The organism is Actinophytocola sp. (assembly GCF_036378875.1).
GTDB lineage: Bacteria > Actinomycetota > Actinomycetes > Mycobacteriales > Pseudonocardiaceae > Actinophytocola.
This window is the reverse complement of sequence record NZ_DASUVO010000101.1, coordinates 186,424-212,971: the sequence shown is the minus strand read 5'-3', so window position 1 is coordinate 212,971 and position 26,548 is coordinate 186,424. Positions and strand designations below refer to the sequence as shown.

The 26,548-nt window shown below is 70.4% G+C and carries 30 protein-coding genes and 1 pseudogene; 25 read left to right on the top strand and 6 right to left on the bottom strand.

From position 1 onward, the window contains the following. The first annotated feature begins 135 nt into the window (after nucleotides 1-135). The 17 genes and pseudogenes from VF106_RS30130 to VF106_RS30050 all read left to right on the top strand — a co-directional run bounded on the left by VF106_RS30130 (nucleotide 136) and on the right by VF106_RS30050 (nucleotide 14,837). Nucleotides 136-1,665 carry a molybdopterin-dependent oxidoreductase gene (locus tag VF106_RS30130; RefSeq protein ID WP_330843258.1) on the top strand — a complete coding sequence of 510 codons (1,530 nt, stop codon included), beginning with the start codon at nucleotides 136-138 and terminating at the stop codon, nucleotides 1,663-1,665. Nucleotides 1,666-1,694: 29 nt separating this feature from the next. Further along, complete coding sequence (locus tag VF106_RS30125) at nucleotides 1,695-2,231, top strand: TetR/AcrR family transcriptional regulator (protein ID WP_330843257.1); 537 nt, start codon at nucleotides 1,695-1,697, stop codon at nucleotides 2,229-2,231. Continuing rightward, a complete protein-coding gene (locus VF106_RS30120) occupies nucleotides 2,228-2,608 on the top strand; it encodes a DUF5360 family protein (RefSeq protein ID WP_330843256.1) in 381 nt (126 codons plus the stop codon). Before VF106_RS30125 ends, VF106_RS30120 begins: the two co-directional genes overlap by 4 nt. 29 nt (nucleotides 2,609-2,637) lie before the next feature. Continuing rightward, nucleotides 2,638-3,717 (top strand): WD40/YVTN/BNR-like repeat-containing protein, encoded by a 1,080-nt coding sequence (locus tag VF106_RS30115; RefSeq protein ID WP_330843255.1) that lies wholly within the window; start codon nucleotides 2,638-2,640, stop codon nucleotides 3,715-3,717. Continuing rightward, nucleotides 3,717-4,001 (top strand): ubiquitin-like small modifier protein 1, encoded by a 285-nt coding sequence (locus tag VF106_RS30110; RefSeq protein ID WP_330843254.1) that lies wholly within the window; start codon nucleotides 3,717-3,719, stop codon nucleotides 3,999-4,001. Before VF106_RS30115 ends, VF106_RS30110 begins: the two co-directional genes overlap by 1 nt. A gap of 192 nt (nucleotides 4,002-4,193) precedes the next feature. Further along, nucleotides 4,194-4,955, top strand: a complete 762-nt coding sequence (locus VF106_RS30105) for a redox-sensing transcriptional repressor Rex (RefSeq protein WP_330843417.1) — start codon at nucleotides 4,194-4,196, stop codon at nucleotides 4,953-4,955. Beyond that, a pseudogene (locus VF106_RS30100) lies at nucleotides 4,952-6,292 on the top strand (glutamyl-tRNA reductase); the annotation flags it as partial. The gene VF106_RS30105 and the pseudogene VF106_RS30100, both read left to right, overlap by 4 nt. Before the next feature lie 305 nt (nucleotides 6,293-6,597). After that, nucleotides 6,598-7,575 carry a hydroxymethylbilane synthase gene (gene hemC, locus VF106_RS30095; protein WP_330843253.1) on the top strand — a complete coding sequence of 326 codons (978 nt, stop codon included), beginning with the start codon at nucleotides 6,598-6,600 and terminating at the stop codon, nucleotides 7,573-7,575. A 26-nt stretch (nucleotides 7,576-7,601) separates the two neighbouring features. Further along, complete coding sequence (locus tag VF106_RS30090; RefSeq protein ID WP_330843252.1) at nucleotides 7,602-9,134, top strand: bifunctional uroporphyrinogen-III C-methyltransferase/uroporphyrinogen-III synthase; 1,533 nt, start codon at nucleotides 7,602-7,604, stop codon at nucleotides 9,132-9,134. A 53-nt stretch (nucleotides 9,135-9,187) separates the two neighbouring features. Continuing rightward, entirely contained in the window at nucleotides 9,188-10,159 is a 972-nt protein-coding gene (gene hemB, locus VF106_RS30085) for a porphobilinogen synthase (RefSeq protein ID WP_330843251.1), read from the top strand. A gap of 29 nt (nucleotides 10,160-10,188) precedes the next feature. After that, entirely contained in the window at nucleotides 10,189-10,974 is a 786-nt protein-coding gene (locus VF106_RS30080; protein WP_330843250.1) for a hypothetical protein, read from the top strand. Next, entirely contained in the window at nucleotides 10,971-11,408 is a 438-nt protein-coding gene (gene mce1N / locus VF106_RS30075) for a transport-regulating membrane protein Mce1N (RefSeq protein ID WP_330843249.1), read from the top strand. Before VF106_RS30080 ends, mce1N begins: the two co-directional genes overlap by 4 nt. Continuing rightward, nucleotides 11,405-11,902 carry a hypothetical protein gene (locus VF106_RS30070; protein ID WP_330843248.1) on the top strand — a complete coding sequence of 166 codons (498 nt, stop codon included), beginning with the start codon at nucleotides 11,405-11,407 and terminating at the stop codon, nucleotides 11,900-11,902. Before mce1N ends, VF106_RS30070 begins: the two co-directional genes overlap by 4 nt. An 18-nt stretch (nucleotides 11,903-11,920) precedes the next feature. Continuing rightward, a complete protein-coding gene (locus VF106_RS30065) occupies nucleotides 11,921-12,235 on the top strand; it encodes a hypothetical protein (RefSeq protein ID WP_330843247.1) in 315 nt (104 codons plus the stop codon). A 111-nt stretch (nucleotides 12,236-12,346) separates the two neighbouring features. Beyond that, entirely contained in the window at nucleotides 12,347-13,636 is a 1,290-nt protein-coding gene (hemL, locus tag VF106_RS30060) for a glutamate-1-semialdehyde 2,1-aminomutase (protein WP_330843246.1), read from the top strand. A gap of 2 nt (nucleotides 13,637-13,638) precedes the next feature. After that, entirely contained in the window at nucleotides 13,639-14,265 is a 627-nt protein-coding gene (locus tag VF106_RS30055; protein ID WP_330843416.1) for a histidine phosphatase family protein, read from the top strand. Next, nucleotides 14,262-14,837 carry a TlpA family protein disulfide reductase gene (locus tag VF106_RS30050; RefSeq protein ID WP_330843245.1) on the top strand — a complete coding sequence of 192 codons (576 nt, stop codon included), beginning with the start codon at nucleotides 14,262-14,264 and terminating at the stop codon, nucleotides 14,835-14,837. The genes VF106_RS30055 and VF106_RS30050 overlap by 4 nt, the downstream gene beginning before the upstream one ends. A gap of 39 nt (nucleotides 14,838-14,876) precedes the next feature. Here VF106_RS30050 and VF106_RS30045 read toward each other — a convergent pair whose 3' ends face one another. Beyond that, nucleotides 14,877-15,608 carry a hypothetical protein gene (locus VF106_RS30045; RefSeq protein WP_330843244.1) on the bottom strand — a complete coding sequence of 244 codons (732 nt, stop codon included), beginning with the start codon at nucleotides 15,606-15,608 and terminating at the stop codon, nucleotides 14,877-14,879. Continuing rightward, entirely contained in the window at nucleotides 15,605-16,096 is a 492-nt protein-coding gene (locus VF106_RS30040) for a SigE family RNA polymerase sigma factor (protein WP_330843243.1), read from the bottom strand. Before VF106_RS30040 ends, VF106_RS30045 begins: the two co-directional genes overlap by 4 nt. 135 nt (nucleotides 16,097-16,231) lie before the next feature. On the opposite strand from VF106_RS30040, the gene VF106_RS30035 reads away from it, so the two are divergent. From VF106_RS30035 to VF106_RS30015, 5 genes are all read left to right on the top strand, one after another. Next, a complete protein-coding gene (locus VF106_RS30035) occupies nucleotides 16,232-17,005 on the top strand; it encodes a cytochrome c biogenesis CcdA family protein (protein WP_330843242.1) in 774 nt (257 codons plus the stop codon). Between the two features lie 38 nt (nucleotides 17,006-17,043). Beyond that, nucleotides 17,044-18,576 (top strand): cytochrome c biogenesis protein ResB, encoded by a 1,533-nt coding sequence (gene resB, locus VF106_RS30030; protein WP_330843415.1) that lies wholly within the window; start codon nucleotides 17,044-17,046, stop codon nucleotides 18,574-18,576. Continuing rightward, nucleotides 18,576-19,514, top strand: coding sequence for a c-type cytochrome biogenesis protein CcsB (gene ccsB, locus VF106_RS30025; RefSeq protein ID WP_330843241.1), 939 nt, complete (start codon nucleotides 18,576-18,578; stop codon nucleotides 19,512-19,514). Before resB ends, ccsB begins: the two co-directional genes overlap by 1 nt. 178 nt (nucleotides 19,515-19,692) lie before the next feature. Beyond that, nucleotides 19,693-20,349 carry a hypothetical protein gene (locus VF106_RS30020; RefSeq protein WP_330843240.1) on the top strand — a complete coding sequence of 219 codons (657 nt, stop codon included), beginning with the start codon at nucleotides 19,693-19,695 and terminating at the stop codon, nucleotides 20,347-20,349. Between the two features lie 146 nt (nucleotides 20,350-20,495). Next, nucleotides 20,496-21,974 carry a MinD/ParA family ATP-binding protein gene (locus VF106_RS30015; RefSeq protein WP_414639093.1) on the top strand — a complete coding sequence of 493 codons (1,479 nt, stop codon included), beginning with the start codon at nucleotides 20,496-20,498 and terminating at the stop codon, nucleotides 21,972-21,974. 68 nt (nucleotides 21,975-22,042) lie between these two features. Here the strand turns inward: VF106_RS30015 and VF106_RS30010 are convergent, their stop codons facing one another. Next, the gene (locus tag VF106_RS30010) at nucleotides 22,043-22,258 is read right to left on the bottom strand and encodes a hypothetical protein (protein ID WP_330843239.1); all 216 of its coding nucleotides are present in this window, start codon (nucleotides 22,256-22,258) and stop codon (nucleotides 22,043-22,045) included. Between the two features lie 78 nt (nucleotides 22,259-22,336). Further along, nucleotides 22,337-22,552: a BldC family transcriptional regulator gene (locus VF106_RS30005; RefSeq protein WP_330843238.1), complete on the bottom strand. Its 216-nt coding sequence runs from the start codon at nucleotides 22,550-22,552 to the stop codon at nucleotides 22,337-22,339. A 180-nt stretch (nucleotides 22,553-22,732) separates the two neighbouring features. Here VF106_RS30005 and VF106_RS30000 point away from each other — a divergent pair, with 180 nt between their 5' ends. Genes VF106_RS30000 through cds1 form a run of 3 tightly spaced genes read left to right on the top strand, consistent with a single transcriptional unit; the run spans nucleotide 22,733 to nucleotide 24,568 of the window. After that, on the top strand, nucleotides 22,733-23,197 hold the full coding sequence (locus VF106_RS30000; protein WP_330843237.1) for an Lrp/AsnC family transcriptional regulator: 465 nt from the start codon (nucleotides 22,733-22,735) through the stop codon (nucleotides 23,195-23,197). A gap of 10 nt (nucleotides 23,198-23,207) precedes the next feature. Then, entirely contained in the window at nucleotides 23,208-23,480 is a 273-nt protein-coding gene (locus VF106_RS29995; RefSeq protein ID WP_330843236.1) for a DUF4229 domain-containing protein, read from the top strand. Continuing rightward, nucleotides 23,477-24,568: an L-cysteine desulfhydrase Cds1 gene (gene cds1 / locus VF106_RS29990; protein WP_330843235.1), complete on the top strand. Its 1,092-nt coding sequence runs from the start codon at nucleotides 23,477-23,479 to the stop codon at nucleotides 24,566-24,568. The genes VF106_RS29995 and cds1 overlap by 4 nt, the downstream gene beginning before the upstream one ends. A gap of 1 nt (nucleotide 24,569) precedes the next feature. Here the strand turns inward: cds1 and VF106_RS29985 are convergent, their stop codons facing one another. Both VF106_RS29985 and VF106_RS29980 read right to left on the bottom strand, forming a co-directional pair. After that, the gene (locus VF106_RS29985) at nucleotides 24,570-25,562 is read right to left on the bottom strand and encodes a hypothetical protein (RefSeq protein ID WP_330843234.1); all 993 of its coding nucleotides are present in this window, start codon (nucleotides 25,560-25,562) and stop codon (nucleotides 24,570-24,572) included. A 90-nt stretch (nucleotides 25,563-25,652) separates the two neighbouring features. Beyond that, nucleotides 25,653-26,525: a 1,4-dihydroxy-2-naphthoate polyprenyltransferase gene (locus VF106_RS29980; protein WP_330843233.1), complete on the bottom strand. Its 873-nt coding sequence runs from the start codon at nucleotides 26,523-26,525 to the stop codon at nucleotides 25,653-25,655. Nucleotides 26,526-26,548 lie beyond the last annotated feature (23 nt).

The window sequence follows — 26,548 nt, the reverse complement described above, 5'->3', positions numbered from 1 at the left end:
GCTGGGGGCCGGAGGCCAACGGCATGAAGGCACGAGGGCCACCTCTCCGTCATCGGTTCGTCACAGTCGGTTCGGATCCCATGTCAGAAAAGGATTGGGTTGAACCAAACGGCCCTCGGCGCCGAACGTAGAGGTGTGCAACTCCCCAAAGGCAGGGCGATCGCCGTCGCGGTCGTGTCCCTCCTGGCCGCGCTCGGTGTCGGGCACCTCGTGGCCGGGCTCGTCGAACCGTCGTCCTCGCCGTTCGTCGCGGTCGGCAACTGGGTGCGGGACATCTCGCCGCACGCCGTCGTCGAATGGGCCAAGGACACGTTCGGCACCGCCGACAAGCTCGTCCTCTTCATCGGCGTCACCGTGGTCGTCCTCGGGTTGACGGTGCTCGCCGGGCTGCTGTCCCGCACCCGGCCCACCCCCGGCCTGATCGTCGCCGCAGCCCAGGGCGTCATCGCGTGCGTCGCGGTCCTCACCCGCCCCGACCTCGGCCAGCTGGGCATCACCGCCCCCGTCGCCAGCACGGTCGTCGGGCTCGTCGTCTTCCGCTGGCTGCACGGCAAGGCGTGGCCCGCCGAAGAGGACAGGGAAGGCCGTCGCGCGTTCCTTCGGGCGGGGGCAGGCGTGGTCATCGGCGCCGGCGCCACCGCGGTCGTCGGGCAGCTCGTCGGCAACCGCGTCGACGTCGAGCAGTCCCGTGCCGAGGTCGGCCGCCTCGTCCCGGCCAGCCCGGCGCCGAAACTCCCCACCGGCGCCGACTTCGCCAGCAGCGGCAGCCCGCGGTTCATCACCAGCAACCGCGACTTCTACCGCATCGACACCGCGCTCACGCTCCCACGCGTCTCCGCGCAGGACTGGCGGCTGCGCATCCACGGCCTGGTCGACGAGACCGTCGAGTTCACGTTCGCCGACATCCGCGACCGCGCCCTCATCGAGCGACCCGTCACGCTCGCCTGCGTGTCCAACGAGGTCGGCGGCGGGCTCATCTCCAACGCCGACTGGATCGGCGTCCCGCTGCGCGACCTGCTCGTCGAGGCCGGCGTCAAACCGGGCGCCGACCAGCTGTTCTCCACCAGCATCGACGGCTTCACCGCCGGCACCCCGGTCGACGCGCTACTCGACCCGAACCGCGGCGCCATGCTCGCCATCGGCATGAACGGCGAGCCGCTGCCGCAGGAGCACGGCTTCCCGGCCCGCATGGTCGTCCCCGGCCTGTACGGCTACGTCTCCGCCACCAAGTGGGTGGTGGACATGGAGCTGACGACCTTCGCCGACAAGCAGGGCTACTGGATCCCGCGCGGCTGGTCCGCGAAGGCACCCATCAAGACCCAGTCCCGCATCGACAACCCGAGGGACGGCGCGACCCTGCCCAGGGACGGCGCGACCCTGCCCAGGGGCCGCGCCACGATCGCCGGCGTCGCGTGGGCACAGACCATCGGCATCGAGAAGGTGGAGGTCGGCGTGGACGACACGTGGTACGAGGCCGACCTGAGCACCGAGGTCGACGTCAACACCTGGCGCATGTGGCGGGTGAGCGTGGACCTGAAGTCCGGCAGCCGCCGCATCCAGGTCCGCGCGACGGACAAGTCGGGCTACACCCAGACGGACGCACTGGCCGAACCCGCACCGGACGGCGCGACCGGCTGGCACACGATCACGGTGAACGTCGCCTGACTGTACCGTCCGGACGGTACAGTGCGGGCATGGCCACCACCCGCGAACGGTTGCTCGACGCGGCCGCGGACGTGTTGCTCACCGCCGGCGCCGAGAACGTCACCCTCGCCGCCATCGCCGAACGCGCCGGTGTCAGCAAGGGCGGCCTGCTGTACCACTTCCCGAGCAAGCAGGCCGTGGTGGCCGCGCTCGTGGACCGGCTGGTCGACCAGTTCGACACCGCCATGCGGACCGCAGGGCCCGAGCCGGGCGCGGCCACCCGCGCCTACCTCGACGGCACCATCGAACCCTCCCCAAGAACCGCGGGCGCCGCGACGGATCGCCTGGCCGCCGCCCTGTTCGCCGCCACCCTCATCGAGCCCGCGGCGCTGGAGCCGCTGCGCAGGACGTACCGGTCGTGGCAGCAGCGGCTTTCGGACGACGGCATCGACCCGGCCGCCGCGACCGCGGTCCGGTTGGCCGTGGACGGCTGGTGGCTGGCCCGGCTGCTGGACCTCGCGCCGCCGGAGGGCCAGCTCCACGAACGGACGTATGCCCTGCTCACCAGACTCATCGAGGGCAGATGAAGCGCCTGATGCTGGCCACCGACCTCGGTCTGCTGGCCTACTGGGTCGTCACCGCGACGGGTCTGATCCCGCCGTACCCGGAGCAGGTCCTCGTCGACTGGAACTGGTCGTTCCTCACCCTGGACCTCCTGGCAGCCGGCACGGGCCTGGTCGCGCTCCACCTGGCTCGCCGAGGGCACCCCGAGGCGCGGTCCGCCGTCCTGATCTCGCTGGCCCTCACCCACGCCGCCGGGCTGGTCGCGTTGAGCTTCTGGGTGTTACGCGGCGAGTACGACCTGGCGTGGTGGCTGCCGAACCTGTGGCTCGCGGGCTTCCCGATCGTCGCTGTGGGTGTCCTCTTCGGCTGTCCGGTCGAAACTGTCGGTGGCCGGCGGTAGCGTCGGGCGAGCCCGAAGGAGGTTCGCCAATGACCGCCGTACTCGCCATCGGAACAAGGAAGGGACTGTGGCTCGCGACCAGCGACGATGGCCGCGCCACGTGGGAGGTCACAGGCCCGCACCACTCCATGACCGACGTCTACGCCGTCGGTTTCGACACGCGCACCACTCCGACACCGCGCCTGCTGGCCGGCGTCACCAGTGAGCACTACGGCCCGAGCGTCGGGTACAGCGACGACCTCGGGCAGACCTGGCAGGAACCCGACCACGCCCCGATCGCGTTCCCCGACGACACCGGGGCGGCCCTGGCCCGCGTCTGGCAGTTCGCGCCAGGCAGCGAGCCGAACGTCGTGTACGCGGGAGTCGAGCCGACCGCGGTGTTCCGCTCTACCGACGGCGGCGTCACCTACGAACTCGTGCGCGGCCTGTGGGACCACCCGCACCGGGAGAACTGGGCGCCCGGCTTCGGCGGCGCGGCCGTCCACACGATCCTGCCGCACCCCACCGACCCCGCCCGCCTGACCGTCGCCATGTCCACCGGCGGCGTGTACGTCACCGAGGACGGCGGCGACACCTGGCGGCCGAGCAACCACGGCATCAAGGCCTACTTCCTGCCCGACCCGGACCCCGAGTACGGCCAGTGCGTGCACAAGATCGCGCAGAACCCCGACCAGCCCGAGCGGTTCTACGCGCAGAACCACCACGGCGTCTACCGCAGCGACGACGGCGCGGCGACCTGGCAGTCCATCGCCGAGGGCCTGCCGTCTGACTTCGGCTTCGCGATGGTGGCCCATCCGCGCAGGCCCGACGTGATCTACAACTTCCCGCTCGTCGCCGACCGGGAACGGTTCCCGCCCGGCGGCCGGTGCGCGGTGTACCGCAGCGAGGACGCGGGCAAGTCGTGGGAAGCGCTGACCGAGGGCCTGCCCGACCAGTTCTGGAACGGGGTGCTGCGCGACGCGATGTGCGTCGACACGGCCGACCCGGCCGGCGTGTACTTCGGCACCAGGTCCGGTTCGGTGTTCGCGAGCCGCGACGAGGGTGAGCACTGGCAGCCGGTGGTGGAGAACCTGCCGGACGTGCTGTGTGTCCGGGCGGTGGTGACGTAGTGGACATCTCCGTGCGGCTGCCCGCCACGTTGCGTCCGCGCGCGGGTGACCAGGCCACCGTGGACGTCCAGGTGTCGGGCGACGCGACGCTCGCCGACCTCCTCGACGTGCTCGCGCAGCGGTACCCGGGGCTGGAGCGGCGGCTGCGTGACGAGACCGGGAAGTTACGCCGGTACGTGAACTTCTACGTCGACGGCGAGGAGTGCCGTCAGCTCGGCGGTGTCGCGACCCCGCTGCGCGACGCCGCCGAGGTTCAGATCATCCCCTCCGTGGCGGGCGGATGACCCATTCCTGTGAGGTGAAAAACAGGCTCTGGCCGGCGACTTTGTGCCTGCGTTCACAAGCGGCTACCGTATGAACAATCCCAGGGCGAGTTCTTTGCGAGGAGTACCAGCGTGGCGCAGCGTGGCCAGTCCGGCGCGAACGGTAGAAGGCCAGTCCCGCCCGCCGAGAACCCCGCGGAGGTCACCACGCCCATGCCGCCGCTGACCAACGGTCAGGGCGCGCTCTCCCCACGGGCCATCCCCGAGGCCGCTGTCGCGCGCCTCGCGGTCTACCTGCGGGTTCTGTCGGGCATGAAGGAGCAGGGCATCGGCACGGTGTCCAGCGAGGAGCTGTCGGTCGCGGCCGGCGTCAACTCCGCGAAGCTCCGCAAGGACCTGTCCTACATCGGCACCTACGGCACGCGCGGCGTCGGGTACGAGGTCGAAGTTCTCATCGACCAGATTGAACGTGTCCTCGGACTTACGCGTGAACAGAGCGTGGCAGTGGTGGGGATCGGTAACCTCGGACATGCGCTCGCCAACTACGGCGGGTTCCCTGGCAGAGGCTTCCCGGTGACCGCACTCTTCGACGTAGACCCTGACCTGATGGGCGTGCCCGTTGGTGGGATCCCGGTCAACCACATCGACGACATCCCGGCGGTGTGTGTGGCCAAGGAGATCACCATCGGTGTCATCGCCACGCCGCCGGCTGCCGCGCAGACGGTGTGCGACCGGCTGGTGCAGGCCGGTGTGGAGTGCATTCTGAACTTCGCCCCGGTCGTGCTCCAGGTGCCGGAGACGGTCGAGGTTCGCAAGGTCGACCTGGCCGTGGAACTGCAGATCCTGTCGTTCCACCAGGCCCGGCGCGCGGACAGCGCGCCGACCGGGGAAACCGCACCGCAGCCACGGAACAGTGGCCGCGTCAACGGAGCGCCGCGCCACAGCGTTGACAACGGGGCGGTGGTCAGAAGATGAGTGTGCTGGCGGTTGGCATCTCGCACAGGTCGGCGGACGTGCGAGTGCTCGAACGCGCCACGGTGCCGGCCGACGAGGTGACGAAGATCCTCGACGAGCTCATGCGATGTGAGAACGTCGTCGAGGCCTCGCTGGTAACGACGTGCAACCGGGTCGAGGTCTACACGGTCGTGTCGGCCTTCCACGCCGGTCTCTCGGACGTGGTCGGTGTGCTGGGTCGGCATTCCGGGCTCGACGTCGGTGAGCTGTACGAGCACCTGTACGTCCACTACGCGGCGGCAGCGGTCGAGCACCTGTTCCGGGTCGGCGCCGGCCTCGATTCGATGGTCGTCGGCGAGGCGCAGATCCTCGGCCAGGTCCGCACGGCGTACAACACCGCGCGTGGCGCGGGTACCGCGGGCAAGACGCTGCACGAGCTGTTCCAGCGTGCGTTGCGGGTCGGCAAGCGCGTGCACTCCGAGACCGGTCTGGACGCGGCCGGCGGCTCGGTCGTGTCGGAGGCACTCACCGACGCGGACCGCGTGCTGGGCGGGCTGACCGGACGTCGCGCGCTGATCGTCGGCGCGGGCTCGATGGGCGGACTCGCGGCGGCCGCGCTGCGTCGTGCCGGCATCGGCGAGATCGTCGTCGCCAACCGCACGAGGAAGACCGGCGCCCGCCTGGCGGAGCTGCAGGTCGAGCAGGGCACGCCGGCCCGCGCGGTGGGCCTGGACGACCTGACCACACAGATCGCGTCGGCCGACGTGGTCGTGTCCTGCACGGGCGCGACCGGCACGGTGATCGACGCGCACATGATCGACGCCCGCACGACACCGCTGGTGGTGTGCGACCTCGGCCTGCCCCGCGACGTGGCCCCCGAGGTCGGTGCGGTGCGTGGCGTCACGATCGTCGACCTGGAGAGCCTGCAGCGCCGCCTCGCCGAGTCACCGAGCGGCCTGGACACGCGCCGCGCTGGCGCGATCGTCGCGGACGAGGTCAGCGCCTACCTCGCGACCCAGCGCTCGGCCGAGGTCACGCCGACGGTCACCGCGCTGCGCCGCCGCGCCGCCGAGGTGGTGGACGCCGAGCTGCTGCGCCTGAACTCCCGCGTAGACCTGGACTCGACGTCCCGCGCCGAGGTCGCGCAGACCGTCCGCCGCGTGGTCGACAAGCTGCTGCACACGCCGACGGTACGCGTGAAGGAACTGGCCTCCGGCCCGAACGGCGTCGAGTACGCCGAGGCCCTCCGCGTGCTGTTCCAGCTGGACCCGACGACCCCGGCAGCGATAGCCAAGGCGGCGACCGAACCAACAGCCCTGCCTGGCGGACTGCACGAAAGTCCCATTGGTGCGCCAGGGGGTCCCCCGATTTCAACGCTACGCGAGAGCACCGACATTTCTGGTGCTTCCGCGGCGGGCCAGCCGCGATCGGCGGCCACGGACCCGAGCGAACGGTCCCTTCGTATGCACGAAAGTCCCATTGGTGCACCAGGGGGCCCCCCGATTTCCACGTTATCGGAGGGGGCCGACATTTCTGGCGCTTCCGTGCCGGATGGGCGGCAGGTCGCGGCGACGAACCCGAGCGAGAGTCCCATTGGTGCTGCCGGGGGCCCCCCGGTTTCCACGCTCCGCGAGGGCACCGACATTTCCGGTGGTGAGCGTTTGTGAGCCGGGTTATTCGGATCGGGACTCGGGGTTCGGCGCTCGCGCTCGCGCAGACCGGCACGGTGGCCGCGCAGCTCGAGGCCGCCGGTGCCAAGGTCGAGATCATCACGGTGCTCACCCCCGGCGACAAGTCGTCGGCGCCGATCGCGGAGATCGGGGTCGGTGTGTTCACCTCCGCGCTGCGGGACGCGCTGGCCGATCACACGGTCGACGTCGCAGTGCACTCCTACAAGGACCTGCCCACCGCGCCGGACCACCGGCTCTCCCTTGCCGCGGTGCCGCCGCGGCAGGACCCGAGGGACGCGCTCATCGCTCGCGACGGGCTCACCCTCGGCGAGCTTCCCGCCGGCTCGCGGATCGGCACGGGGTCGCCCCGGCGGGCGGCGCAGATCCAGGCGCTCGGGCTGGGGTTGGAGATCGTGCCCATCCGCGGCAACGTCGACACCAGGATCCGCAAGGTGACCGATGGCGAGTTCGACGCGGTGGTGCTCGCTCGCGCCGGGCTCGCACGGATCGGCAGGCTCGACGTGATCACCGAGGTCCTCGACCCGATCCAGGTGCTGCCCGCGCCGGCGCAGGGTGCGCTGGCCGTGGAGTGCCGGGTCGACGACGTGGACACCGAACACCTCCTCCAGTCCATTGTGGATGACGAAGCCACCAGGGCGGCGGTCGCGGCGGAGCGGGCCATGCTGGCCGCGCTCGAAGCCGGCTGCAACGCCCCGGTCGGCGCACTGGCCGACGTGGTCGAGGACTTCGACGCACAAGACAGGATCGTTCACCGCCTGTCGTTGCGCGGAGTCGCGGCCGCGAACTGGACACCCGGCAGCCGGGCCGAAGGGCCCGCCGTCGACTTGATCCGGGCTTCGGCCACCGGTGACCTGACAGAAGGTGAGCAGCTCGGGCGCGCATTGGCCGCCGAGCTGCTCGAGCTCGGCGCCGGGGTGCTGTCCGGCAGCAACAACGGTGACGAGCAATAGGTAATCAAGAGGGAAGTGGCCGAGAAATGACCACCCAAACCCGAAAGTCCTCCGGACGCATCGCGTTCGTGGGCTCGGGGCCCGGCGACGCCGGGCTGCTCACCGTCCGGGCGCAGGAGCTCATCGAACGTGCCGAGCTCCTGGTCATCGACCCGGACGTGCCGTCGGGCGTGCTGGCGCTGGCCGACGACGAGGCCGAGGTTCGGCCGGCCGTCGGTGAGCCAGCCGATGTCGCGAAGGACCTCGTCAACGAGGCCAACGTGGGCCGCGTCGTCGTCCGTCTGGTCTCCGGGGACCCGTTGACGCACTCCGGCCTGGTGGCCGAGGCACAGGCGGTGGCCAAGACCAGCGCGGTGTTCGACGTCGTGCCCGGCGTTCCGCCCGCGACGGCGGTGCCCACCTACGCCGGCATCGCGCTCGGTGGCATCCACACCGAGGTGGACGTCCGTGGTGACGTCGACTGGGCCGGGCTAGCCAAGACCCCGGGGCCGATTGTGTTGATCGCCAGCTCGAGCCACCTCGCCGAGGCGGCGTCCGCGCTGGTCGAGCATGGTCTCGCCGCGCAGACCCCGGTCGCGGTGACCGCCGACGGCACAGGTGCCGGCCAGCGGACGCTCGACACCACGCTCGCCACGCTCGCGCAGGACGCCGGTGAGATCTCCGGCAACCTCGTCGTCACCGTCGGCCAGGCCGTCGCGGAACGCACGAAGCTGTCGTGGTGGGAGTCCCGCGCCCTCTACGGGTGGCGCGTGCTCGTGCCGCGCACCAAGGACCAGGCCGGCGAGATGAGCGAGCGGCTGCGGCTGCACGGCGCCATCCCGTCCGAGGTGCCGACCATCTCCGTGGAGCCGCCGCGCAGCCCCGCGCAGATGGAGCGCTCGGTCAAGGGGCTGGTCGACGGCCGCTACCAGTGGATCGTGTTCACCTCCACCAACGCGGTGCGTGCGGTGTGGGAGAAGTTCGCCGAGTTCGGGCTCGACGCGCGGGCGTTCTCCGGCGTGAAGATCGCCTGCGTCGGCGAGGCCACGGCGGAGAAGGTGCGCGGCTTCGGCATCATCCCCGAGCTGGTGCCCTCCGGCGAGCAGTCCTCCGAGGGCCTGCTGGACGAGTTCCCGCCGTACGACGACATCCTCGACCCGGTGGACCGCGTGCTGCTGCCGCGTGCCGACATCGCCACCGAGACCCTCGCCGCCGGCCTGCGTGACCGCGGCTGGGAGATCGACGACGTCACCGCGTACCGCACGGTGCGTGCCGCGCCGCCGCCCGCCGAGACCCGCGAGATGATCAAGACGGGTGGTTTCGACGCGGTGTGCTTCACCTCGTCGTCCACCGTGCGGAACCTGGTCGGCATCGCCGGCAAGCCGCACACCCGCACGCTCGTCGCCTGCATCGGCCCGAAGACGGCCGAGACCGCGCGCGAGTTCGGCCTGCGGGTGGACGTGCAGCCGGAGGTGGCGCAGGTGTCGGCACTGGTCGACGCGCTGGCGGAGCACGCGGCACGCCTGCGTGCCGAAGGCGCCCTCCCGCCGCCCCGCAAGACCAAGCGCGCCCGCCGCTGATGCTCTGAAGGGCACCCGCGAGGGTGCCCTTCGGGATTGTTGAGGAGTTAGCCGTGTTTCCTGCGCAGAGGCCTCGTCGGTTGCGGACTTCCGCCGCCATGCGCCGGCTCGTGGCCGAGACGACCGTGCGGCCCAGCCAGCTGGTGCTGCCCATGTTCGTCAAGGAGGGCGCGACCGAGCCGGCCCCGATCGCGACCATGCCCGGCGTCGTGCAGCACACCCGCGAAAGCCTGCGGAAAGCCGCTGTCGAGGCGGTCGAAGCGGGTGTCGGCGGCCTGATGCTGTTCGGCGTGCCGGAGCACAAGGACGCGGTCGGCTCCGGCGGTATCGACCCCAACGGCATCCTGAACGTCGCGCTGCGGGACCTGCGCACCGAACTCGGCGACGAGACCGTGCTGATGTCGGACCTGTGCCTCGACGAGTTCACCGACCACGGCCACTGCGGCGTGCTCGACGCCCAGGGCCGCGTCGACAACGACGCCACGCTCGAGGCGTACGGCCGCATGGCGATCGCGCAGGTCGAAGCTGGCGCCCACGTGCTCGGCCCCAGCGGCATGATGGACGGCCAGGTCGCCGCGGTCCGTGCCGCCCTGGAGGAGGCCGGTCACGTCGACACGGGCATCCTGGCGTACTCGGCCAAGTACGCGTCGGTGTTCTTCGGCCCGTTCCGCGACGCGGTGGAGTCCTCGCTGAAGGGCGACCGCCGCACCTACCAGCAGGACCCGGCGAACCTGCGTGAGGCGCTGCGCGAGGTCAGGCTCGACCTCGACGAGGGCGCGGACATGGTCATGGTGAAGCCGGCCATGCTGTACCTGGACGTCCTGCACGCGGTCGCGGAGATCGCGGACGTGCCGGTCGCGGCGTACCAGATCTCCGGCGAGTACGCGATGATCGAGTCCGCGGCGGCGGGCGGCTGGTGTGACCGCAGGACGGCGATCCTCGAGTCGCTGACCGCGATCAGGCGTGCGGGCGCGGACGTGGTGCTGACGTACTGGGCGGTCGAGGCAGCGGGCTGGCTGCGGTAACGCCGTAAGGCACAGGTAACCTGCGGCCCGTGACGAAGCCTGGCAATTCGGATCCGCAAGAGCCCGGGAAGGCCGCGCGGACGGAGGAAGCCGAACCGGCCACCGCGGTCGAGCAGACCACGGAAGCCACGCCCGCCCTCGACACCGAGCCGAGTGCCAAGGCCGACCCGGCAGAGGAAACGGCCGAGGAGGCCGAGCCCGTCGCCGAACCAGCCAACGCCGAGTCCGTGGCCGAGGCCGCGCCGGCCGCAGAGGGCTCGGGCGAGTCCGTGAAGCCCGCCGCCAAGGCGCGGCGTGCGCGGCCCGTCGACACCGAGCCCCTGATGTCGGACCTCGAGAAGGCACCGCCGACGCCCCGCACGGAAGCCCTTCGCGCGCAGGCGAAGCGCCGGTTCGAGGAGCCGCCCCCGCGCACGCTCCGCTTCTCCTTCTACTTCTTCGTCGGCGCCGGGCTGATCTGGGTGGTCAACGCGATCCAGTACCTGGTCTTCAAGCAGGACATCATCGACGCGCAGGCGGACATCGCACCCGAGCTGCGCGCCACGCCGGACCAGATCAACAACTCGATCTGGGCGATGATCGTCCTGTCTGTGACGTTCACCGCGTTCCTCGGGATCTTCGGCTACAAGGCCACCGAGGGCACTCGCCGGGCCCGCACGCTCGTCACGATCTTCAGCACGATGCTTGTGATCTTCCACGTGCTCCTGAACGGTGCGCCGCTCGGTCTGCTCAGCGCGTTGCTCGGCCTCACCGGGCTCGCGCTGATCTGGTCGCGTTCCTCCCGCTCGTACTTCCCGCCCCGCCAGGTGCCGTGAGCGACGAGCCGGTCCTCTACGCCGAGCAAGGCTCCAGCTGGTGGCCGCTGCTCTGGGGACCGCTGTTCGCCGGCACCGGCGCCGGCCTGGAGGCCCTCACCGGGCCCGTGCACACCGCCCCGTGGCTGATCGTCGGCCTGCTGCTGTTCGGCAGCGCGGCGCTGTGGGTGAACGCCCGCCGCAAGGTCTACCGCGTTGAGCTGACGCCCGGCACGCTCCAGCAGGGCCGTGAGGCGCTCGACGTCACGAAGATCACCAAGGTCACCGACGTCGGCGCCGCCGCCGGCGCCCGGGTGCTCGGCGGCGGCTGGACCGCACCGAGGAAGACCGGTGACGTGCCTCTGCGCCTCGACGACGGCAGCGTGGTCCTCGCATGGGCCAGGGACGACGACGCACTACGTGACGCTCTCGCTCGCCTGGTAGAGGAAGAATGACAGTCGTGGACACCATCCCCCGCCCGAAGGCCATCGACTCGGCGTTCCAGGCGGTGCTCGCCAGCATCGCCATCAGCGCGGTGGCCACGGTCGTCACGGTGCTGTTCGACCGGGCCATGCTGACGCAGCTGGTCACCACCGCGATGGAGGACGTGCCGGCCGACCAGCGGCTCAGCACCTCCGCGATGGTCGGCGCGATGCAGGTAATACTCGCGATCAGCATCGCGATCTTCGCCGGGCTGTTCCTGCTCTTCGCGTTCAAGATGCGGGCCGGGCGCAACTGGGCCCGCGTCCTGCTGACGGCCTACACGACGCTCGGCGTGGTCAGCTTCCTGTCCGCCATGGCCTCCGAGGGCGCCGCGCTGGAGCTGATGTGGAGCCTCGCCGAGATCGCGTTCGGGGTCACCGCGGTCGTCTACATGTTCCGGCCGGAGTCGACGAAGTACTTCGCCGAGCACAAACAGCGACGGCTGCGAGCCCGCCAGCGACCGTGAGAGGGTAGACAGGTGACCGTGGCCACCGAAGAGCTCGTCGCTCCGCCCGCAACCGAGTCCGGCCGGCTGAACAAGCCGTGGCGCGCGCTGGTCGCGTTGGCCGAGCTGGTCGTCGCGGCGGTCGCCGTCTGGTTCGCGTTCGACGTGTGGCCCCGCGGCATCGCCACGATCACCCGGCGGTTCCCCAGCGGCTTCGTGCTGGAGTCCGACCGCTGGATCGGCAACTGGATGGCGTTCGCGATCCTGCTCGGCACGGTCGCCGCGCTGCTCGTCCTCGACGCCGTTCGGCAGGTCCTGCTCGCGGTCCGTGCCCGGCCGAAGCGCGGAAAATAGCGGTGTAAGACTGGTCGGGTGACTGCTGAGCGGAGCTTGCGGAGCGAAGAATCAGGCCCACGACCGGCGACCGCCCAATCGGAGCCTGCGAGGAAAGGGCGCGGCGCGGTCGTGACGCAGTCCCGAGCTCTCTTCAAACGTGCCCAAACGGTGACTCCTGGCGGGGTGAACTCCCCGGTCCGCGCGTTCCAGGCGGTCGGCGGAACGCCGCGCTTCATGGTCCGCGGCGAAGGCCCCTGGCTGTGGGACGCCGACGGCAACCGGTACGTGGACCTCGTCAGCTCCTGGGGGCCCATGATCCACGGCCACGCCCACCCGCCGATCGTGGAGGCGGTCCGGGCCGCGGCCACCAGCGGGTTGTCCTTCGGCGCGCCGACCGAGGCCGAGATCGACCTGGCCGAGGAGATCATCCGCCGCGTCGACCCCGTCGCCAGGGTGCGCCTGGTCAACTCCGGCACCGAGGCCACGATGAGCGCGATCCGCCTCGCCCGCGGCTACACCGGCCGGTCCAAGATCGTGAAGTTCGCCGGCTGCTACCACGGGCACGTCGACGCCCTGCTCGCCGAGGCCGGCTCCGGCGTCGCGACGTTCGCGCTGCCCAACTCGCCCGGCGTCACCGGTGCGCAGGCCGGCGACACGATCGTCCTGCCCTACAACGACCTCGACGCGGTGCGGGCCGCGTTCGCCGAGCACGGCGACGAGATCGCGGCCGTGATCACCGAGGCCGCGGCCGGCAACATGGGTGCCATCCCGCCGGAGGTCGGCTTCAACGAAGGACTTCGCGAGCTCACCGCGCAGCACGGCGCGCTGCTCGTGATGGACGAGGTCATGACCGGTTTCCGCGTGACGGAGGCCGGCTGGTTCGGCATCGACGCGGTGCCGGCCGACCTCTACACGTTCGGCAAGGTCATGTCCGGCGGCCTGCCGGCGGCGGCGTTCGGCGGCCGGGTGGACGTGATGGCGCAGCTCGCCCCCGCCGGCCCGGTCTACCAGGCGGGCACCCTGTCCGGGAACCCGGTGGCGGTGGCCGCGGGCCTCACCTCGCTGCGGGAGGCCACCTCCGACACGTACAAGGCGCTGAACGCCAACGCGACCCGCCTCGGCGCGCTGATCGGCAACGCGCTCAGCGAGGCCGGCGTGCCGCACCGGGTGCAGTTCGCGGGCAACCTGCTCAGCGTGTTCTTCACCGAGTCCCCGGTCCGCAACTTCGCCGAGGCCAAGGCGTCGGCGACGGGCCGGTTCCCGGCGTTCTTCCACGCCCTGCTCGACCGCGGTGTGTATGCGCCGCCGAGCGCGTTCGAGGCGTGGTTCGTGAACGCGGCGATGACCGAGGAGACGTTCGAGATCATCGGCGCGGCGTTGCCGGCGGCCGCGGCTGCTGCCGCCGAGGGGGTCAAGTGAGTATCCGGACTGTCGTGCACATGCTGCGGCACGGGGAGGTGCACAACCCCAGCGGCATCCTGTACGGCCGGCTCGAGGGGTTCAGGCTGTCGGAACTGGGGCAGCGGCAGGCACTGATCGTCGCGGAACACCTGGCGGGCAACGACGTCACGCACGTCGTCGCCTCCCCGCTCCAACGCGCGCAGGAGACCGCGGGCCCGATCGTGGACTCCCACCAGCTGGCACTGGCCACCGACGCGCAGCTGATCGAGGCGGACAACGTCTTCGAGGGCGAACGGGTCTCCATCGGCGACGGCGCCCTGCGGTCGCCCAAGCACTGGCCGAACCTGTACAACCCGTTCCTGCCGTCCTGGGGCGAGCCGTACCTGCACATCGCCCGCCGCATGCTGGGCGCGGTGTACCGGGCGAGGGCGGCGGCGGAAGGCCACGAGGCCGTGTGCGTGTCGCACCAGCTGCCGATCTGGACGCTGCGCCGCTTCCTGGAGGGCAAGCGCCTCTGGCACGACCCGAGGCGGCGCCAGTGCTCGCTGGCGTCGCTGACGAGCATGGTGTTCGACGACGAGAGCCTGGTGGCGATCCGGTACACCGAACCGGCCGGCGTGAGCAGCCCGAAGGTGACCGGGGCATGAGGAAGATCGCTCTACTGCTGGCAGCGGCGCTGCTGGCGGCCGGCTGCTCGACGGGTTCGGACGCGGTGGCCACCGGCACGGACTTCAACTTCGTCAGCCCCGGCGGCAAGACCGAGATCACCTACGACGGCGACGACCGCCAGAAGGTCCCCGAGATCCAGGGCGAGAACCTCATGAAGGAGGGCGAGCAGCTCAAGGTGTCGGACTACGAGGGCAAGGTCGTGGTCATGAACATCTGGGGCGCGTGGTGCCCGCCCTGCCGGGTGGAGGCGCCGCAGCTGCAGAAGGTCTGGGAGGCCTACGAGGACAAAGGCGTGCAGGTCGTCGGCATCGACGTCCGCGACGAGGACCGCACCTTCCCACAGGACTTCATGCGCGACACGGGCCTCACCTACCCGTCGATCTACGACCCGTCGACCCGCTCCCTGCTGCCGCTGAAGGGCTACCCGCGCTCGGCCGTCCCGTCCACGATCGTGCTGGACAAGCAACACCGCGTCGCGGCGGTCTACCTCGTCGAACTGCTGGCGGAGGACCTGACCCCGCTACTGGACCGCCTGCTGGCCGAGAAGTGACCGGTGGCGCCGACCAGGCAAGGGTCGGCGCCGGGCGTGTCACCAGCGAGGATCGGTGAGGATCGCGGCCATGTCCTCGGTGGTCAGCGGTGGTTCGGCCGAGAGCACCTCGCTCCCGCCCCTCGGCGTGCGCTGGTTGCTGACGTGCATGTTGAAGTAGACGCCGTCCGACCGGATGAGGCTGACCACGTAGGTCACCCCGCCGCTGGCGGTCGGCCACTGCCCGACCGCCAGCCGTGAGCCGTCCGGGTCAGTCGTCTCGACGCAGTCGTCGGAGTCGTCGCACATCGTGACCACTCCCCGGGCGCTGGCGCTGATCTGCAGGTCGAACCCACCGGTGACCCCGCCCGCGGTCAGCGTGCCTTCCAGCGACAAGCCGTTCCACAGCTCTGTCTCCGCCGGTTCGCCGTCCACATAGGCCTCGGTCGTGGTCGACTCGTCCACGATCTCGCCGGTGGCCTTTGTCACGTCGACCGTCGCCGTGCCGTCGAGCACGGTCCGGAGCCGGCGGATCGCCTCGTCCGTCGTCGTCGGCACTCCGGGCACGGTGGTGGCCGACTCCGAACTGGTTGGAGGGTCACCGACCCGCGGGCCGCCGTTGTCATTCGGTACGAGCCACACCGCACCGGCGGCCAGAACGCCCACCGCGGCGGCCACAGGCACCAGCCGGAACCGGGGCCTGGCCGGCTGCGGGAGCGCGGGCAGCGGGTGGGCGTCGGCCTGTCGCTCCAGCTCGGCGAACGCGTCGGACAGTGTGCGCAGGTCGCTCATGAGATCTCCTGGTAGGCGCTGGTGGTCAGGTCGATCCGCAGCGCCGCGAGCGCCCTGGAGATCTGACTGCGGACGGTCGTCACCTTGCAGCCAAGCTCGGCGGCGATCTCCTCGTCCGGCAGGCCGGCGTAGTAGCGCAGCACGACGGCGGCCCGCTGCTTCCTGGGCAGCCCGCCGAGGCGGCGGATCATCGCGTCCCGTTCGGCTCGCTCGTCCGCCCCGTCGCTCAGCCCCTCGGTCGCCGGCTCGACGTCGGCCCTCGGTGACGAGCGCGCCAGCCGCCTGCGCCACGACAGGTAGTCGTTGACGACCATCCGCCGGACGTAGGCGTTCGGCTGGGCCATCACCGAGATCCGGTCCCACCGCTCGAACGCCCGGCCCAACACGTCGGTCACCAGGTCCTCGGCCAGCCATGTCTGGCAGGTCAGCACCGTGGCGAACCGCATCAGCGCGGGGCGCTGCCGGGTCACGTACTCAGCGAACTCCATCGGCCACTCCCGATCGGCGTCTCGGCCTTGTGATTGCGCCCCTCAACGGCGGGACCGGCCGATCCGTTGCATCGCGGCGCAAACTCTTAACAAGCGCTGAGAGCCAGGACCCGGTACCGGCGGGACCAAGGTCCCATGCTTACCCTGATCGCCGTGGACCCGACCGCCATCGCCACCAGCGGGCCGCTCTTGCTGGCCGCTGGCGTGGCGCTGCTCGCGGGCATGGTGTCCTTCGCCTCGCCGTGTGTGGTCCCGCTCGTCCCCGGCTACCTCGCCTACCTGACGGCACTGGTCGGTTCGGACACCGACGAGGACAAGACGGAGAAGAAGGCCAAGGTCCTCGGCGCCGTCGGTCTGTTCGTGCTCGGCTTCACCGTCGTCTTCGCGGTGAGCGTGGGTGGGATCGTCTGGCTGGCCGACGTGCTGACGTTCAACCAGGACGTCCTGCAGCGGGTCGGCGGGGTGGTCATCATCGCGCTGTCGCTCGTCTTCATCGGGCTCATCCCCGGCCTGCAGCGGGACATCCGCATCCACAAGGTGCCCCGCATGGGGCTGGCCGGCGCCCCCATCCTCGGCGCGATCTTCGGTCTGGGCTGGACCCCCTGCATCGGCCCGACCCTCTCCGGCGTCCTGATCATCGCGGCCAGCACCGGCGAGACAGCCGCCCGCGGGTTCTTCCTGGTACTGGTCTACTGCCTCGGCCTGGGCGTCCCGTTCCTGCTCATCGCGCTCGGCGCCCGCTGGACGGTCCGCGCCAACGGCTGGCTGCGCCGCCACGCCCGCGCCATCCAGCTGGTCGGCGGCGGCATGCTGTTCGTGGTCGGCGTCCTGCTCGTCACCGGCCTGTGGGGCGAGCTCACCTCCTGGCTCAAGTACGCCGTGATCACGAACACGAGGCTGCCCCTGTGACCGCCTTCCTGCGTAACACCTGGCGCGGTCTCACGTCGATGCGCACGGCGCTCGTGCTGCTGTTCCTCCTCGCACTGGCCGCGCTGCCCGGCGCGCTCCTGCCGCAGCGGTCCCTGAACTCGCAGAAGGTCGACGAGTACATCGCGAGCCACGGCTGGTGGGGCGAACTGCTCGGCAGGCTGGAGTTCTACAACGTCTACGGCAGCGTCTGGTTCTCCGCCGTCTACCTGCTGCTGTTCATCTCGCTCGTCGGCTGCCTGCTGCCCCGCACGTTCGAGTACGCGAAGTCCCTGCGCGCCAAGCCGGTCCTCACCCCGCGCAACCTGGCCCGCCTGCCGCACCACCACGAGACGACCGTCGACGCCACCCCGGAACAGGTGATGGCGGCGGCGAAGGAACGGCTCAAGGGCTGGCGCATGACCGAACGCGAGGAAGACGACGGCGCCCGCAGCATCTCGGCGGAACGCGGCTACCTGCGGGAGACCGGCAACCTCCTGTTCCACTTCGCGATGCTCGGCCTCATCGTCGCTCTCGCCATCGGGAAGATGTTCCAGTACGAGGGCCAGGTGATCGTTCTCGCGAACGGCTCCCAGTTCTGCAACTCGGGCACCCTCGGCTACGACTCGTTCCGCCCCGGCCTGCGCGTCGACGGCACCGACCTGAACCCGTTCTGCGTCAAGGTCAACGACTTCACCGCGAACTACCTGCCCACCGGGCAGGCCGACTACTTCCGCGCCGACATCGACTACCAGTCCGGCGCGGACCTCGAGACCAACACGTGGCGCCCGTACCAGCTCGAGGTCAACTCGCCGCTGCGGACCGCGGGCGACCGCGTCTACCTGCTGAGCCACGGCTACGCGCCGACCTTCACCGTCACCTTCCCCGACGGCCAGACCCGCACCCACACCACCCAGTGGCGGCCGGTCAACCAGCTGACCTACCTGTCCGAGGGCGCGACCAAGTTCGACCCGCCGGGCGTCACGGACCCGGCCGAGCGCCGCAAGCGCCAGCTCGCGGTCACCGGCCTGTTCGCCCCGACCGCCGTGTTCTCCGGCGACCTGATGGACTCGGGCTTCCCCGACCTGCGGGACCCGGCCGTCGCCGTCGACGTGATGCGGGGTGATCTCGGCAGCGACTCCGGCCGCGGCCAGTCGATCTACGAGGTCAGCCAGGACATGGTCGACCAGGGCCGCCTCAAGCGGGTCGCGCGGGAGAACATGCGGCCGGGGGACGTGATCACGCTCGACGACGGCACGAAGATCAGCTTCGACGGCGTGCAGCGCTGGGTGTACCTGCAGGTCTCGCACGACCCGGCGCAGGGCTGGGTGCTCGTCTTCGCCGTGCTGCTGGTGCTGGGGCTCGGCACGTCGTTGGTGATCAAGCGCCGCAGGCTGTGGGTGCGGACGGTACCGGCCGCAGAAGGCGGCGGTACGGTGTTGCTGCTCGGCGGCCTCGCCCGCACTGACCAGGCGGGATACGGCGAGGAGTTCGGCCGCGTCACCGAGGACCTGCTGGCGGAGCTGGCACCGTCACCGGAACGCGAGGACGCCGTTGCTGGGAGGGAACCCTGATGGACGTCAACGAGATGATGTCGAGCTACAGCGACTGGTGCTACGGCATCGCGGCCGGCGCGTACGTGGTGGCCATGCTGTTCTACCTGTACGAGCAGGCGTTCGGGCAGCGGCGTCGCGCGGCGGTCAGGGAGCGTGAGCTGGTCGGCGCCGGCGGTCCCACCGAGACGGTCGACGAGCCGGCCGAGCCCGAGATCCAGCGCAACGGCCGTGCCGAGCGCGTCGGCAAGCTCGCGGTGTCGCTGACGGTCTTCGGGGTGCTGTTGCACTTCACGTCGCTCGTGCTGCGTGGGCTCGCCACGGGCCGCGCGCCCTGGGGCAACATGTACGAGTTCGGCGCCCTGCTGTGCCTGGTCGCCGTGGGCACCTGGCTCGTCGTGCTGCGCAAGTACCCGGTGCGCCACCTCGGCGTGTGGGTGCTGCTGCCGGTGATCGTGCTGATGTTCGTCGGCGGTGTCCTGCTGTACACGACCGCGGCACCGGTCCAGCCCGCGCTGCAGTCCTACTGGCTCGTGATCCACGTGTTCACCATCGCCACCGGCAGCGGCATGGTGCTCGTGCCCGGTGTCGTGAGCGCGCTGTACCTGCTGAAGGTGCGCAAGCCGGCGTGGGCCACCCGGCTGCCCGACGCGAACGTGCTCGACCAGGTCGCCTACCGCACCACGGTGTTCGCGTTCCCGATCTACACGGCCGGCATCATCTTCGGCGCGGTCTGGGCAGAGGAGTCGTGGGGCCGGTTCTGGGGCTGGGACCCGAAGGAGACGGTCGCGTTCGTCGCCTGGGTCGTCTACGCCGCCTACCTGCACTCCCGTGCCACCGCCGGCTGGCGCGGCGGCCGCGCCGCGGTGATCAACGTCGTCGGTTTCGCGGCGATGATCTTCAACCTGTTCTTCATCAACCTGGTAACGACCGGGTTGCATTCTTACGCGGGTGTTTGACCACGTTTGTTGGACAAGACAGCTACAACATCAGTACTCTCCGCTCCGGGGTTCGCCGCAGTACACCCATATGGGTGAAGCTGATCTGTGCCAGGAGGGTGTTGTGACATACGTAGGCGCGTACGGTCGTAACGAACGGGTATCGGTCGATCGGGTCTTACGCCGCGAGGGTCACCCATTGGGGGTTCGCCGCGACGTCGCCACCAGAGCCGCGACCGAGGAGCCGGAGACCAGCGCCAACCAGAAGCGATGGACGCTCGGCGCGGCCGCGGGGGCCTTGCTCGCCGCCGGTGTGGTCGCCGCCGGAGCGCTCGGGCTCGCGGGTGGCGGTGCCACGCCAGTCGCCGGTTCCGCTCCGGACCACGCGCCCGCGTCCCCGGGACACACCCCCAACAGCAGCGGTCCGGTCGCCGGCGCGCCAGCACAGGACCAGCAGGCCGAGCAGAAGCCGCAGTCCGCGCCGACCACACCGGCGCAGTCCGCCGACCCCCAGGCCAGCAGCGCTCCGTCCGTCGCTGACCCGAGCGGCGGCACGGCGGACGCGGGTGGCACGAGCGGCGAGAACCAGCGCGGCGGCGGTTCTGACGGTGCCGTCACGAGCCCCGCGCCAGCACCCGCGCCGGCGCCTGCGCCGGCTCCTGCCGAGGAACAGCAGGGCGGCGTGGTGGGCGACGTCGTCGGCACGGTGGGCGACGTGCTCACCCCGGTGACCGACGTGGTCGGTGGCATCCTGTCCCCGCTGTCGTCGGACAGCAGCTCGAGCAGTGCCAAGACCGCCCCCGCCGGGCCCGCTCTGACGATGATCGACCCGCTGGGCGACCTGGTCGGCAGCTGACCGACGCCATTCGGCGGTATCTCCACTGACTGACCGGTTGCTGGTGCGAACACCGGTAGGCCCCGTATCGACGGTCCCGAGTACCTGCGACTACCGTCGCGTGCGGAGGCGGTCCGGGTCAGTGTTTTTCAGGGAGGAACCCAGCGGTGAGTGCGCACGGCGAGCCGGAGGGGGGCGTACCCCGCACCGGCGTTGGCGAGGAACCGACGCCGAGGGGTGATTCGGAGCATCCGACTCAGGACTTCGGCCCGCGGCCGCTGGCGTCCCATCTCCAGAACGAGGACCGGACGGACTCGCGCCCACACCCGGAGCCCCACTACGAGGAGCAGACCCCGTCGGCTTCACAGCCGGTCGCGGGTGTCTCCGGGCCGCACTACGTGGATCAGACGCCGTCCGGTTCGCAGCCGGTGGCGGGCATCTCGGGCCCGCACCAGCTGCCGGGTGGTTCCGGCCCGTACCAGGTGCCGCACGGTTCCGGCCCCTACTACGTGGACCAGACCCCCTCCGGTTCCCAGCCGGTCGCCGGCGTCTCCGGTCCGCACCAGGTTCCCCAGGGCTCCGGTCCCTACCAGGTGCCCCAGGGTTCTGGCCCGTACCAGGTGCCCCAGCAGCAGTACCAGCAGCCGCCGGCGGGCTACCCGCAGCAGTACCCGGCCCAGGGGCAGCAGCCACCACAGCAGCAGGCACACGGACACAGCGGTGAGCTGTCGTCCCAGAAGCTGATCAAGCAGACCAAGCGCCCGCCGCAGTCCGGTTGGCGCAAGGCCGTGTTCGTGGCGAGCGGTCACCTGATCAACGTCGGCGAGAGCCCGGACGAGACCCACCGCCGCGAGCTGATCGGCCGCGTCAACCAGCCGCTGCGGGGCTGCTACAAGATCGCGATGCTGAGCCTGAAGGGCGGCGTCGGCAAGACCACCACGACCACCACGCTGGGCTCGACGTTCGCGTCACTGCGCGGGGACCGGGTGATCGCCGTCGACGCGAACCCCGACCGCGGCACGCTCAGCCAGAAGATCCCGCTCGAGACCACGGCCACGGTCCGCCACCTGCTGCGGGATGCCGACCGCATCCAGCGCTACAGCGACATCCGCGCGTACACCTCACAGGGCCCGAGCCGCCTCGAGGTGCTGGCGAGCGAGCAGGACCCGGCCGTGTCGGAGGCGTTCAGCGAGGACGACTACCGGCGCACGGTCGCACTGCTCGAGCACTTCTACAACATCGTGCTCACCGACTGCGGCACCGGCCTGATGCACTCGGCCATGAAGGGCGTGCTCGACCTGGCGGACTCGCTGGTGGTCGTGTCGTCCGGGTCGGTGGACGGCGCCCGCTCCGCGTCGGCGACGCTGGACTGGCTGGACGCCCACGGCTACCGCGAACTGGTGTCCCGCTCCGTGGCGGTCATCAACTCGGTGCGCCCTCGGGCCGGCTCGGTGGACCTGGACAAGCTGGCACAGCACTTCGCGTCCCGCTGTCGTGCGGTGTGCCGCATCCCGTTCGACCCGCACCTCGAGGAAGGCGCGGAGATCGAGCTGGACCGGCTGAGCGCACCGACCCGGCTGGCGCTGCTGGAACTGGCCGCGACGGTGGCCGACGGCTTCCCGAGCGAGTTCTACTACATGCGCTGAGCTGAGACTGAGACCGAGAACACCCGAAAGGCGCGTTCCCGAGGTGGGGACGCGCCTTTCGCGACAAGTCACACCGGTGGCTGCTTGCCGTCCGGTTCGGGCGGGTTCTTTCGCTCCAGGCTCCGCAGAAACTCCGGGTCGTCGTCGGGCGCCATGGGCGCGGGACGGCCACTCGGCGGCCGGCTCACACGGCGGTCGCCAACTGTGGTGGGGTTCGCTACGAACGCCCGCCACAGCAGCACCACGACGCAGATCGCGCCGATCGCGGCGAGCAAGTACAGCATCTGCCACCTCCCGGGGGTCTCGGCATCGAGGTTAGCCCGTTTCGACCGATTCCGGGGCCGAGGGTGGCGAACCGTGCTTTATGCGTGGCCGTTCGTGAGGTTTGCCTCGGTGGTGAGCTCCGCGAGCAGGGTCTTCACTTCGGACTCCCGGAACCGGCGATGACCGCCGGGCGTGCGGATGGAGCCGATGCGCCCGGCGGTGGCCCACCGGGTGACGGTCTTCGGGTCGACGCGGAACAACGCCGCGACTTCGCCGGGGGTAAGGAGCCGCTCTCCGACATGTGCCGCAGTCACGTGGCCTCCTCAAGGCTGATCTGACCTGGACGGGCCCAATCGTTGCATCTCGACCATCGGGTACTCGAACGGTTGTCTGATGGTAAAGAGGTAGTAAGGGACAAATCGACCGGTTCGGACACTCTCCGAAGTCATGGTTCGGTCGGCGGGCCCTCCTACGTGCCACGCTAGAGTGCCGCAGTGGACGCCGTCGACCGCCGCATCATCGCCGCGCTTCGGGAACACGGCCGCGCGACCTATGCCGAACTCGGTCGCCAGGTCGGGCTTTCCGCATCCGCCGTGCACGAGCGGGTCGGCAAACTCGAGACCAGCGGCGTCATCACCGGCTACCACGCCGTCGTGAACCCGAGCATGGTCGGCCTCGGCGTCACGTCGCTGATCGGCATCTACTCGACCGACACCGCGGACGACGACGACGTCGCCGACGCGCTCGCCGCCCTCGACGAGGTCGAGTCCTGCTACCGCGTCGCCGGTGACGAGTCCTTCATCGTCAAGGTACGCGTCGCGACCGTCGACGACCTCGAACACACCCTGGGCCGTCTGCGGCGCATCGAGGGCATCGCGCGGACCAGGACCACGCTCGTGCTGTCGACCCGTTTCGAGGGCCGGCCGAACACTTCGCAGGTGGATGACGGTGACGAGTAACGTTCCGGTCGTGAGCAGCAGCACCTTGGCACGGGACCTGACGTTGTACACGCTGGGTCGGCTTCTGCTGGTCGGCGCGGTCACCGTCGTGCTCGTGCTGTTCGACGTGCCGCTGTTGGTCGCGCTCGCCGTGGCCGTCGTGGTCGGCTTCCCGCTGGGCCTGCTGGTGTTCCGCGGGCTCAACAACCGCGTCACCGCCGGCCTCGCCGAGCGCGGTGCGGAACGCGCGGCCACGCGGGACCGCCTGCGTGCCGAGCTGCGCGGCGAAGACTCCGAAGAATGACCGCGATCGACCGCTGCCACGCCAAGACCCGCGAATGGGTCTGCGAGGCGGTCCGGATCATCGAAGCGGACGCCAACCGCAGCGCCGACACGCACCTGCTGCCGTTCCCGCTGCCGCCCGAATGGAATGTCCGTCTTTACCTCAAGGACGAGTCGACCCACCCGACCGGCTCGCTGAAGCACCGGCTCGCCCGGTCGCTCTTCCTGTACGCGCTGTGCAACGGCTGGATCGTCGAGGGCACCCCGGTGATCGAGGCCTCTTCGGGTTCCACGGCGGTGTCGGAGGCGTACTTCGCGCGGCTGCTGGGGCTGCCGTTCATCGCGGTCATGCCGAGGACGACCAGCGCCGGCAAGGTCGAGCTGATCGAGCGGCAGGGTGGCCGGTGCCACTTCGTCGACGAGCCGAGCCAGCTGTACGTCGAGTCCCACCGGCTGGCCGCCGAGCTGGGCGGCCACTTCATGGACCAGTTCACACACGCCGAGCGCGCGACCGACTGGCGTGGCAACAACAACATCGCCGAGTCGATCTTCGAGCAGATGGCGTTGGAGCCGCACCCCGAGCCGGAGTGGATCGTGGTCGGCGCCGGCACCGGCGGCACCAGCGCGACGATCGGCCGGTACATCCGCTACCAGCGTCAGCGGACCCGGCTCGCGGTCGTCGACCCGGAGCACTCGGTGTTCTTCGACGCATGGCGCGACTCCCAACCGGAGCTGACGTCCTGCCAGGGTTCGCGGATCGAGGGCATCGGCCGTCCCCGCGTCGAGCCGTCGTTCGTCGGCCAGGTGATCGACCGCATGATCAAGGTCCCCGACGCGGCGTCACTGGCCACGATCCGTGCGGTAGAGCCGGTTCTCGGCCGCCGCGTCGGCGGTTCGACCGGCACCAACCTGTGGGGCGCCTTCCAGATCGTGGCCGAGCTGCGTGCCGCGGACCGTGCCGGCAGCGTCGTGACCCTGCTGTGCGACGGCGGCGACCGCTACGCGAACACCTACTACGACGACGGCTGGATCGCCGCCCAGGGCCTGGACCTGGCTCCGGACAAGGAAACCGTCGAGCGGTTCCTGTCCACGGGCGAGTGGCCGGCCTGAGCTACAGCGGCGGCAGCTTCGGCCACACGGCCTCGGCCACCGCGGAGGCGGCGGTGCAGGCCTCCTCGACCTGACCCTGGTCCAGGTACACCCAGATGCCCACGGTCTCGACGAGATCGCTCTTGTCCTCGTTCTTGTACGGCACGTGCTCGCCGTCCACCACGCACAGGGAGTTGACCGAGTCGTCGGCGAATCGGCTGACCGCGGTCCTGCGCCCCTGGACCTGCTTGTTCGAGTCCCCCTCGGGGAGATAGCCGATCTCGAACTCGATGTTCAGCAGAATCCCGTCCGGACCCTCCCACCAGCAGCTGTGCCGGTGGAGTTGGGGATCCGCCGCCACGTCACCCGGCATGCCGGGCACGAGCGTGGCGATCTCGGGCGTGACCAGCGTGCAGGGATCGACCTCACCGACGGAGTTCTCCGGCAGCTCCAGCTTGGTGGCCCGTCCGTAGATCACGGAGTCGATGACCTGGTCGGCCACGGCGTCGCTGATCTCGCACACCGACTCGACGTCCGTGTCGTCCTCCGGCCAGCTCAGCACCCCCAGTGCGATGCCGTCGGCGAACACGATGTCCCGCGTGCAGGAACCGTCCTCCTTGTCGACCGGCACCACCGTGATCCCGCCGGACCGTTTCCCGTCCGGGTAGTCCTCGAGGTTGTAGGTCGACCGGGACAGGTACCCCACCTGGACCTCAGCCGACACGCCCTTGTCGGTGGTCACCGCCATCACGCAGTCCTCGTACGCTACCGGGATGTCCAGATCGGCGGTCCACGCCTTGGGCAGGCCCGCGGGATCGACCACGCTGCACGGGTTCCACGACGGCAGGTCACCGAGCGCGTCCCCGGCGCTGACCTGGTCCGTGGCCTTGAACTTCGGCGCGAGACCGGCGCCCGTGGACGGCAGCGCCGTACCGTCCACTTTGATCGTGCACGCCGTGGTGACCAGCGACAGCGCGGCCAGCAGTAAGACGGCCCGACGCCCCGACCGCGACATGATGTGCCCCCGCTCTCGTTCACTCTTTCGAGGCAAAGGCTAGAACGCCGGTCCTTCCTCGCAGTAGACGGGCGGTCACTCCCTCTGTGCTCAGTTGACCGCCAGGGCCACCCCGGTGAACACGGCCCACGCGAGCATGACCAGCGAGGTGTCCCGCAGCACCGGGATCAGCGCCTTGCCCGTGGCACCACCGGCCACGGTCCGGGCGGCCGGCACCGCGAGCACGGCCGCCAGCAGTCCGACCAACAGCCAGGGGTGCCACACGGCCGCGACCGCGGACACCACGAACGGCACCGCGACCAGCACCACGTACAGGACCCGCGTCCGCCGGTCACCAAGCCGAACCGCCATCGTGATCTTGCCGGCCGCGCGGTCTGTCGGCAGGTCACGCAGGTTGTTCGTGACCAGCACGCTCGCCGAGACGCACCCGAGCGCGACCGCACCGGCGACGCCCAGCCACGTCACCTCACCGGTCTGCACGTAAAGAGTTCCCAGCACCGCCACGGGCCCGAAGAACACGAACACCGCGACCTCGCCCCAGCCCGCGTACCCGTACGGCCTGGGCCCGCCGGTGTAGAACCAGGCGGCGGCGACGGACACCACGCCGACGGTGATCAACCACCAGTGCCCGGTCAGCGCGACCAGCAGCAGCCCGGCCACCCCCGCGACCCCGAAGCACACGAACGCAGCCGTCTTCACCGAGGCCGAGGACGCGACCCCGGAGGCGACGAGCCGCAACGGCCCGACCCGCTGGTCGTCGGTGCCCCGGATGCCGTCGGAGTAGTCGTTGGCGTAGTTCACGCCGACCTGCAACGCCAGCGACACGACCAGCGCGAGGAGCGACGCCCACCAGTTGAGCTCACCGATCGCGCCAGCGGCCCCGGCCCCGACGATCACCGGTGCGATCGAGTTCGGCAGCGTCCGGACCCGCGCCCCGGCGATCCACTGTGCGGTTGTGGCCATGCCGCCATCTAACTGCGGCCTCG